The organism is Streptomyces sp. NPDC003327, from assembly GCF_053589515.1.
In genome coordinates, this window is the sequence record NZ_JBSFSA010000027.1 from 79,483 (window position 1) to 88,569 (window position 9,087).

General features: G+C 73.6%; 6 protein-coding genes. 1 reads left to right on the forward strand and 5 read right to left on the reverse strand.

The genetic code is table 11. The features are described 5' to 3' along the window. Nucleotides 1–2: 2 nt before the first annotated feature. Complete coding sequence (gene rpsP, locus ACWDVG_RS20760) at nucleotides 3–446, reverse strand: 30S ribosomal protein S16 (protein ID WP_309051012.1); 444 nt, start codon at nucleotides 444–446, stop codon at nucleotides 3–5. 154 nt (nucleotides 447–600) lie between these two features. Then, nucleotides 601–1,194 carry a hypothetical protein gene (locus tag ACWDVG_RS20765; RefSeq protein WP_030690647.1) on the reverse strand — a complete coding sequence of 198 codons (594 nt, stop codon included), beginning with the start codon at nucleotides 1,192–1,194 and terminating at the stop codon, nucleotides 601–603. 383 nt (nucleotides 1,195–1,577) lie between these two features. Here ACWDVG_RS20765 and ACWDVG_RS20770 point away from each other — a divergent pair, with 383 nt between their 5' ends. Next, nucleotides 1,578–2,312 carry a class I SAM-dependent methyltransferase gene (locus ACWDVG_RS20770; RefSeq protein WP_451700767.1) on the forward strand — a complete coding sequence of 245 codons (735 nt, stop codon included), beginning with the start codon at nucleotides 1,578–1,580 and terminating at the stop codon, nucleotides 2,310–2,312. 165 nt (nucleotides 2,313–2,477) lie between these two features. Here ACWDVG_RS20770 and ftsH read toward each other — a convergent pair whose 3' ends face one another. From ftsH to ACWDVG_RS20785, 3 genes are all read right to left on the reverse strand, one after another. Continuing rightward, nucleotides 2,478–4,412, reverse strand: coding sequence for an ATP-dependent zinc metalloprotease FtsH (gene ftsH / locus ACWDVG_RS20775; protein ID WP_451700768.1), 1,935 nt, complete (start codon nucleotides 4,410–4,412; stop codon nucleotides 2,478–2,480). Nucleotides 4,413–4,640: 228 nt separating this feature from the next. Next, a complete protein-coding gene (gene ffh, locus ACWDVG_RS20780) occupies nucleotides 4,641–6,194 on the reverse strand; it encodes a signal recognition particle protein (RefSeq protein WP_451700769.1) in 1,554 nt (517 codons plus the stop codon). A gap of 119 nt (nucleotides 6,195–6,313) precedes the next feature. After that, nucleotides 6,314–8,770, reverse strand: a complete 2,457-nt coding sequence (locus ACWDVG_RS20785; protein ID WP_451700770.1) for a [protein-PII] uridylyltransferase — start codon at nucleotides 8,768–8,770, stop codon at nucleotides 6,314–6,316. Nucleotides 8,771–9,087 lie beyond the last annotated feature (317 nt).

Here is a 9,087-nt window from a genome sequence, read left to right on the forward strand (position 1 = left end):
GCTCAGGCCTCGGTCGACTCGGTCGACGCGGCCTCGGCCTCGTCAGCCTTCTTGTCGGCCTTCTTGGCCTTGGGGGTGATGGCCTCACCCTTGTCGTCGCCGCCCTCGAGGGTCTTCGCGAACTCGTCGAACGAGGCGCGCTTCGCCTCCTTGGTGGCCGGGGCCAGCAGCGGCTTCTCCGGGGCCGGGAGGCCCTTGTGCTTCTGCCAGTCGCCGGTGAGCTTCAGGATGGCGAGGACGGGCTCGGTCGGCTGGGCGCCGACGGACAGCCAGTACTGCGCGCGCTCGGAGTCGACCTCGATACGCGACGGGTTGTACGTCGGGTGGTAGAGGCCGATCTCCTCGATCGCGCGACCGTCGCGGCGGGTGCGCGAGTCGGCGACGACGATGCGGTAGTGCGGCTGGCGGATCTTACCGAGGCGCTTGAGCTTGATCTTGACTGCCACTGAAGTGGTGTCTCCTGGTCTTGACGTGGTTGGGCACTTGAGATGCCACGTGGGGTTGCGGTACTCGGGTGCCCGATGGACGCGTCAGCCGGAGGAGAGAGGGGTCCTGTGCGACTGTCGAGTACAGCTAGCCATTGTGCCACACGCCGCCGGGTCAGTTGGCGGCGCCCACCGTCTCCGGGATGCGGAAGGGCTTGCCGCAGCCGCCGCAGACGATCGGGGCCTGGGCCAGCACCGACGGCACCACGCGCACGTTCCGCCCGCAGTCGCAGACGGCCTTGACGCGGACGCCGCCGCCCGAGGAGCCGTGCCGGGCGGCCGGTCCGCGGAAGGAGCGCTTGGTGTCGGCGGCCGTGGCGACGGTGTGGGCCTTGAGGGCGCGCTGGAGCCGCTCGATGGTGGGGCGGTAGCGCCGCCTCGCCTCGGGGTTGAGCGTGACCAGGGAGAAGCCGCTGCTGGCGTGCGGCTCCTCGGGATGGTCGAGGCCCATCTCCTCGGCGATCGCGAGGAATCTGCGGTTGTGGTAGCGGCCGGCGCGGGAGGTGTCGCGGACTCCTCGGGCGGCGGCGATGCCGTGGACTGCCTCGTGGAGCAGTCGCTCGAAGGAGAGCTCGGCGCCGCAGGCGGACGAGGACTCTCCGATCAGGGACTCGGGCGCGGCAAGGTCGGGCAGCTCGGGGTGGTGCCGCTGAATGTCGGCCCACGCCTGTGCCAGCTCTGCGGCGAGAACAGGTGGTGTCGTGCTCACGTCGCTTACAACGAGCCGATGCGCCCTCGGGTTCCATTCCGGGGCATCTCAAATAATTTGCACGTACCCGTCAGTTGCCGTTGATGCGTCCTGACGAGGGCCAGTGCGCCGATCTGCGGAGAAGCCGCGCAGGGGGCGTCAAGCCGGTGCGTAGCGGCGCATACGACCCGGCGTGCGCGTGGCGCGTGCGCGCTCCCGCGGGAGCCGCGGGGATGCCGCGGGGGGCATTGTTGCGGGCACATTACCGGGTTCTCCCGCAAGGCGGCGCACCGGGTCCCGTTCCGGAGCAATCCGTCCGGCCCGAGCACTGGACGCGGGCCGGGATGCGCAGTTCCCTGGGCTACGGGGGGCTGTCGTTCCGTCACGGATTGGGGCGTTCCTTCATGACACCTACGCTCGTCCCGTACCACCCCGCGCGCGACTGGGCCGAGATCCAGGAGCGGATGCTCGTGCCGCTGTACGAGGCCGTCTACGAGCGGCTCCGCGTGGGGCCGCGGACCCGCGTGCTGGGGCTGGGCTGCGGCTCCGGCCTCGCGTTGTTGATGGCGGCGGCGCGCGGGGCCGCGGTCGCCGGTGTGGACCGGGACCACGCGCGCGTGGAGCTGGCCAGGGAGCGGCTGCCGCGGAGCGTGGTGGTCGCGGACGGGTTCGACGGGGTGCCGGAGGGTGCTCCGTACGACGTGGTCACGGCGTTCGACGCGAGGGCCGGGGTCGGCCGGGACCTGGCGGAGCTCACCCGTTCGGCGCAGTCGGGTACGACGGTCGTGCTGGCGGGCTGGGGTCCGCCGGAGCGCTGCGCGACGGAGCCGGTCCTGCGGGTGGCCGCGCGGCTCGCGGACGGCGCGGCGGACGTCCGTCAGGACCTGGACGCGGTGGCGGCCGCGGTGGGCCTGAGTCCGGCGGGGTCGGGCCGGGTGGCCTGTCCCTTCGGGTACGCGGACGCGGCGAGCGCGGTGCGCGGGCTGCTGTCGACGGGCGTGTTCGAGGAGGCGGTGCGGGCGACGGAGCTCGGGCAGGTGGAGAAGGAGATCGAGGAGGCCCTCGCGCCGCACGTGCGTCCCGACGGGACGGTGTGGATGCCGAACGTCTTCCGGTACGTGATCGGTCTCGTCCCGTAGGGGACGGGTCGGCGGCCCGGGGCCCGGCGCGGACGGGCTCCGGGCCGTCGGCGCACGCGCGCTCATCGCTCCCCGCACGCCGCTCTCCCCCGTACGCCCGGCCCTCGCGCGCCCTCTCCCCCGCACGCCCGGCCCCGCGCGGCCCTGGCCCCGGCGGTCGGTCGCTCACTCCCCCGGCGTCGCCTCCGGTGTCGTGCCGCGCGGGATGCCTGCCGCGCGGTAGGCCGCGTCCTCCTCCAGGGTCTCGTTGGCGAGGAGGGCCTCGGCGAGGGCGTCGAGCCGGTCGCGGTGGGTGCGGAGCTGCCGTACGGCGCTCTCGTAGCACTCGTCGACGATGCGCCGCATCTCCGCGTCGACGGCGTCGAGGGTGGCGGGGGCGGCGGAGAGGCCGTACGCCTGCTGGGCGTCGCCCGGGATGGCGGTGAGGCGGCCGACGCTCGCGCTCATGCCCCAGCGGCCGACCATGCCGCGGGCGATGGTGGTGACCTGTTCGAGATCGCTCTCGGCGCCGGTGGTGACGACGCCGAAGACGACCTGCTCGGCGGCCATGCCGCCGAGGGCGCCGATGATGCGGCCGCGCAGATACTCCTCCGTATAAGCGTATTTATCGGCGTCGGGTGTGGACAACGTGACGCCGAGGGCCCGGCCGCGCGGCACGATGGTGATCTTGCGGACGGGGTCGGCGCCGGGCTGGAGCATGCCGAGCAGGGCGTGGCCGCTCTCGTGGTACGCGGTGCGGCGCCGTTCCTCGAGCGGCATGACGAGCGGCCGTTCCGCGCCGAGCTGGACCTTTTCGAGGGCGTCGGAGAGGTCGGACCGGGTGACGGCGGTCTGTTCGCGCTTGACGGCGAGGAGGGCGGCCTCGTTGGCGAGGTTGGCGAGTTCGGCGCCGGTCATGCCGGGGGTGGTGCGGGCCACCTGCTCCAGGTCCACGTCCTTGGCGAGCGGGATGGAGCGGGTGTGGATCCTGAGGATGGCCTCGCGGCCGCCGCGGTCGGGCGGGTTGACGTGGACGATCCGGTCGAAGCGGCCGGGCCGGGTGAGGGCGGGGTCGAGGACGTCGGCGCGGTTGGTGGCGGCGAGGACGATGACGCCCTCGGAGCCGGTGAAGCCGTCCATCTCGGTGAGGATCTGGTTGAGGGTCTGTTCGCGTTCGTCGTGGCCGCCCATGCCGGAGCCGCCGCCGCGGGCCCGGCCGATGGTGTCGATCTCGTCGATGAAGATGATCGCGGGGGCGACCTTGCGGGCCTCGGCGAAGAGCTCGCGGACGCGGGAGGCGCCGACGCCGACGATCATCTCGATGAACTCCGACGCGGAGGCGGAGAAGAACGGCACCCCGGCCTCTCCGGCGACGGCGCGCGCGAGGAGCGTCTTGCCGGTGCCGGGCGGACCGGCGAGGAGGACGCCGCGGGGCATCCTGGCGCCCATGTCGCGGTAGGCCTGCGGGTTCTTCAGGAAGTCGACGACGTCGTTGAGCTCGTCCTCGACCTCGTCGATGCCGGCGACGTCGGCGAAGGTGGTGCGCCGGCCGCCCTCCAGTTCGACGGGTTTCGGCGGCTGCTTGCGGCCGAGCATGCCGCCCGCGCCGCCCATGCCCGCGCTCATCCGGCGGGCGATGAAGACCCACAGGAAGACGAGGAGCAGCATCGGTGCCAGGGAGATGAGGAGGTTGGCGAGGAAGCTGCGTTCCTTGACGACGGGCTCGGCGGTGACGGTGACGTTCTGCCGGGTGAGCTGCGCCCAGAGGTCGTCGTCGGCGAAGGCGGGCCGCTGGGTCTGGAACTTCGTGTAGTCGCCCTTGCCGCCGGGGACGGGCCGCTCGTCCTTCAGCTGCCCCTGGATGGCGTCGCCCTTGGAGTAGATCGTGGTGACGTTGCCGGCGGCGACCTGCTTGCTGAACTCGGTGTACGAGACGGTCGGGCCGTCGCCCTCGTCGAAGAACGACAGGACGATGTTGGCGAGGAGGTAGACGACGAGCGCGGTGACGATGAGGCCGCCCCAGCCTCCGGGCATCTTCCGCTTGGGCGGCGGGGGCGGCGGGGCCCCTTCCGAGCGCCAGGGTTGATCGGTCCGGTCGCGCGGGGGTACGGGGTTGGCCACGTGGCTCTCCTCGAGGCGGCTGTGGCCCCAGTATCGAAGAGCGGGACATTCCCGGCATCGCGGGCGGTTCGCAGGGGTGACGCGATGCGAGGGGGGTGCGGAGGGGACCGGCGTGGCGCCGAGGGCGTACGGGGAGGGGCCCTGGGCGTACGGGAAGGGACCCGCGGCATACGGGAAGGGGCCCGGGGCGGTCGCCGCGCCCGGGCCCCTTCCCGTACGGGAGGGTCGTCAGCCCATGAACTTCTTGAACTCGTCCGGGAGCTCGAAGTCCTTGGGGCTCTGCCCGGCCGCCGGGAGGCCGAACGCGCCGCCCGCCTGCGCCTCCTCGCGGCGCTGCGCGGCGGCCTGCTCCTCGGCCTTCCGCTTCATCGGGTTGCCGCTCTTGCGCTTGCCCTTGGCCTGCTTGACCTGCTTCTTCTGGCGGCCGGGGCCGCCGCCCATGCCCGGGATGCCCGGCATGCCGGGCATCCCGCCGCCCTGGGCCATGCGGGACATCATCTTGCGGGCCTCGAAGAACCGCTCGACCAGGCCCTTGACGGCGCTGACCTCGACGCCGGAACCCTTGGCGATACGGGCACGGCGGGAGCCGTTGATGATGGTGGGGTCCTGGCGCTCGGCCGGGGTCATCGACTTGATGATCGCGGCCGTGCGGTCGACGTCGCGCTCGTCGATGTTGTTGATCTGCTCCTTCATCTGCGCCATGCCGGGCAGCATGCCGAGGAGCTTGGAGATGGAGCCCATCTTGCGGACCTGCTCCATCTGGGCGAGGAAGTCGTCGAGCGTGAAGTCCTGGCCCTTCTTCGACGCGAGCTTGGAGGCCATCTTGGCGGCCTCTTCCTCGTCGAAGGTCTGCTGGGCCTTCTCGATGAGGGAGAGCATGTCGCCCATGCCGAGGATGCGGGACGCCATGCGGTCCGGGTGGAACGCGTCGAAGTCGTCCAGCTTCTCGCCGTTGGAGGCGAACATGATCTGCTTGCCGGTGACGTGCGCGATGGAGAGCGCGGCACCACCGCGGGCGTCGCCGTCGAGCTTGGAGAGCACGACGCCGTCGAAGCCGACGCCGTCGCGGAAGGCCTCGGCGGTGTTGACCGCGTCCTGACCGATCATGGCGTCGACGACGAAGAGGATCTCGTCGGGGCTGACGGCGTCGCGGATGTCCGCGGCCTGCTGCATCAGCTCCTGGTCGATGCCGAGGCGGCCGGCGGTGTCGACGATCACGACGTCGTAGAGCTTGGTCCGCGCGTGCTCGATCGAGTCCTTGGCGACCTGGACCGGGTCGCCGACGCCGTTGCCCGGCTGGGGGCCGTAGAAGGCCACGCCGGCGCGGTCGGCGACGACGGAGAGCTGGTTGACGGCGTTGGGGCGCTGGAGGTCGCAGGCGACGAGCAGCGGGGAGTGGCCCTGGCTCTTGAGCCAGAGGCCGAGCTTTCCGGCGAGGGTGGTCTTACCGGCACCCTGGAGACCGGCGAGCATGATCACGGTGGGCGGGGTCTTGGCGAACCGCAGCCGGCGGGTCTCGCCGCCGAGGATGGCGACCAGCTCGTCGTTGACGATCTTGATGACCTGCTGGGCCGGGTTCAGGGCCTGGGAGACCTCGGAGCCGAGCGCGCGCTCCTTGACCTGCTTGATGAAGGCGCGGACGACCGGGAGGGCGACGTCCGCCTCGAGCAGGGCGATACGGATCTCGCGCGCGGTGGCGTCGATGTCCGCCTCGGACAGACGGCCCTTGCCGCGGAGGTTCTTGAAGGTCGCTGCAAGGCGGTCGGAGAGGGTATCGAACACGGCGGTCGCGGATCCTCAGGTGTCGGGGGCGGTCGGATTGCCCTCCAGGGTATCGGGCCGCCCGAAGTGTGTGCCCACGCCCGCCGGATTCGGCGGGCGGGGTCGGGGCGGTCACGGCGTCACCGCAGCGCCCGCTCCAGGACGCGGGCCACGTCCACGGCCTCCTCGTCGGCGAGGGGCGAGCCGTCCGGGCGGGTCACGTAGAGGGTGTCGACGGCGTTGGCGCCGAGCGTCGACACGTGGGCGCTGCGGACCCGTACCGCCGCTCCTTCCAGGGCGCGGCCGATGCGGTGGAGGAGGCCGGGGGCGTCCTGGGCGCGGACCTCGATGACGGTGGCGCTGTGGGAGGCGGCGGGGGCGACGGTGACGCGGGGCGGCGGGGCCTGGGTGCCTCGCCGGCGCGGGTAGGCGGCCTCGCGTTCGGCGAGGCGGGCGGGGATGTCGAGGGAGCCGTCGAGGGCGCGGACGAGGTCGGCGCGGAGGCGGGTCTCCTGCGGCAGGGAGCCGTATTCGGCGGCGACGCGCCAGTCGAGGACGAGGACGGAGCCGGCGCCGAGCTCGGTGGGGAGGGCGATGGCGCGCAGGTCGGCGGCGCGGACGGTGAGCCGGTGGAGGGCGAGGACGCCGGCGACGGCGGGCAGGACGCCGGGCTGGTCGGGGAGGGCGAGGACGAGTTCGACGCCGACGGGCGCGGGTTCGTCCGGGTCGGCGGCGTCGACGGGGTTCTCGTCGCGGGCGTGGAGGGCGAGGACGGGTTCGCCGGTGCGCAGGGCCTCGACGGCGAGGCGTTCCTGTTCGGCGCTGGGGGCGGCGGCCTCCGGGTCGGGCAGGGGTTCGCCCGCGAGGACGCCGGCGACGCGTTTGACGAGGTCGTCGACGAGGAGGGCGCGCCAGCTCGACCAGGCGGCGGGGCCGGTGGCGAGGGCGTCGGCCTCGGTGAGGGCGTGGAGGAGTTCCAGGGTGCCGACGGTGCCGACGGCGGTGGCGACGGCCTGGATGGTGGCGGGGTCGTCGAGGTCGCGGCGGGTGGCGGTCTCGACGAGGAGGAGGTGGTGGCGGACGACGGTGGCGAGGGTGGCGGTGTCGGTGCGGTCGAAGCCGATGCGGGCGGCGAGGTCGCGGGCGATGGTCTCGCCGACGACGGAGTGGTCGCCCGGCCAGCCCTTGCCGATGTCGTGGAGGAGGGCGGCGACGAGGAGGAGGTCGGGGCGGCCGACGCGGCGGGTGAGGTGGGCGGCGCGGACGGCGGTCTCGACGAGGTGCCGGTCGACCGTCCAGGTGTGGACGGGGTTGCGCTGGGGGCGGTGGCGGACGCGTTCCCAGTCGGGCAGGAGCCGGGTGACGAGGCCTTCGGCCTCCAGGGCCTCCCAGACGGGTACGGCGGGTTCGCCGGCGCCGAGGAGGGTGACGAGTTCCTCGCGCGCCTCGGCGGGCCACGGTACGGGCAGGGGTGTGGCGGTGGCGGCGAGGCGGCGTACGGCGTGCGGGGAGAGCGGCAGTCCGGACTGGGCGGCCGCGGCGGCGGCCCGCAGCGGCAGGACGGGGTCGCGTTCGGGCCGGGCGGTGCGGGCGAGGACGGCTTCGCCGTCCATCTCGACGACGCCTTCGGCGAGGGGGGTGCGTTCGACGGGGGGTTTGCCGCCGGTCCGGCCGCCGAGGAGGGAGCGGAGGCGGGGGCGGGCGGAGCGGGCCTTGAGGACGCGGTTGACCTCGCGCCAGGTGATGTCGGAGGCGTACGAGACGGTGCCGGCGGCCTCGTACACCTCGCGGAGGAGGGTGTCGGCGTCGAGGAGGCCGAGTTCGCGGGCGACGGCGTCCTGGTCCTGGAGGGCGAGCCGGTCGGTGGCGCGGCCGGTGGCGAGGTGGAGGGCGTCGCGGGCGTCGAGGAGGCGGCGGCGGGCGGTGTCGAGGCCCTCGCGGGGGGCGTCGGCGAGCCAGGAGGCGGCGACGGCGCGCAGGGCCTGGGCGTCGCGGAGGCCGCCGCGGGCCTCCTTGAGGTCGGGTTCGAGGAGGAAGCGGAGTTCGCCGGCGCGTTCGGCGCGGTCGCGGCAGAGCGCGGCGAGTTCGGGGAGGCGTCGGGGGGCCTGGTTGCGCCAGTCGGCGAGGACGGTGGTGCGCAGGGAGGTGACGAGGCCGGTGTCGCCCGCGAGGTGGCGGGCGTCGAGGAGGCCGAGCTGGGCCTTGAGGTCGTCGGCGGCGGTGGCGCGGGCTTCGGCGGGGGTGCGGACGGAGTGGTCGAGGGCGATGCCGAGGTCCCAGACGGGGTACCAGACGCGGTCGGCGAGGGCGGCGACGGCGGCCTTGTCGGCGCTGCCGTCGTGGAGCAGGAGGAGGTCGAGGTCGCTGCGCGGGGAGAGTTCGGCGCGTCCGTAGCCGCCGACGGCGACGAGGGCGACGCCGCGGGGCGGGGCGGCGGCGGTGAAGAGGCCGGCCAGCCAGTCGTCGGTGAGGCGGGCGAGGGCGGAACGGCGCGGCGGCCCGGACCGCTCCTTCTCCTGGAGGAGGAGCAGCCGGGCCGCCGCGTAGCCGTCGGGTCCCGATGCTTGGGTCGTGTCGCTCGTGTCGGGGTTCGTCACCCGGCGGCTCCCATCCGTGCGTGCGGTCGTCCGGTCGTGCGGTGCGTCCGGTCGTGCGGTGCGTCCGGCCCCGCGGGGGCGGGCCGGGGGGCGGGGCGGCGGGACGTCCGGGCCCGTCGGCCCGCGGAGCCCGGGAGGACCTCCGGCCCCGCCGGGGCCCCGCCGGACGCTCGTCCCGCGGGGCGTTCCCTTCCTACCGGGCCGCAGGCCGGTTCTCCGGCGCGGCGCGGTCGCGGCGCGGGGGGGGGCGGCGGCGGCGCCCTGGGCTCTACCCACTCACTAAAATACTAACAACATAAAATATTTTTGATTTATTC

Coding starts and splice junctions, on each gene's coding strand:
- ACWDVG_RS20770 (WP_451700767.1), top strand. CDS start 1,578: ATGACACCTACGCTCGTCCCGTACCACCCCGCGCGCGACTGGGCCGAG.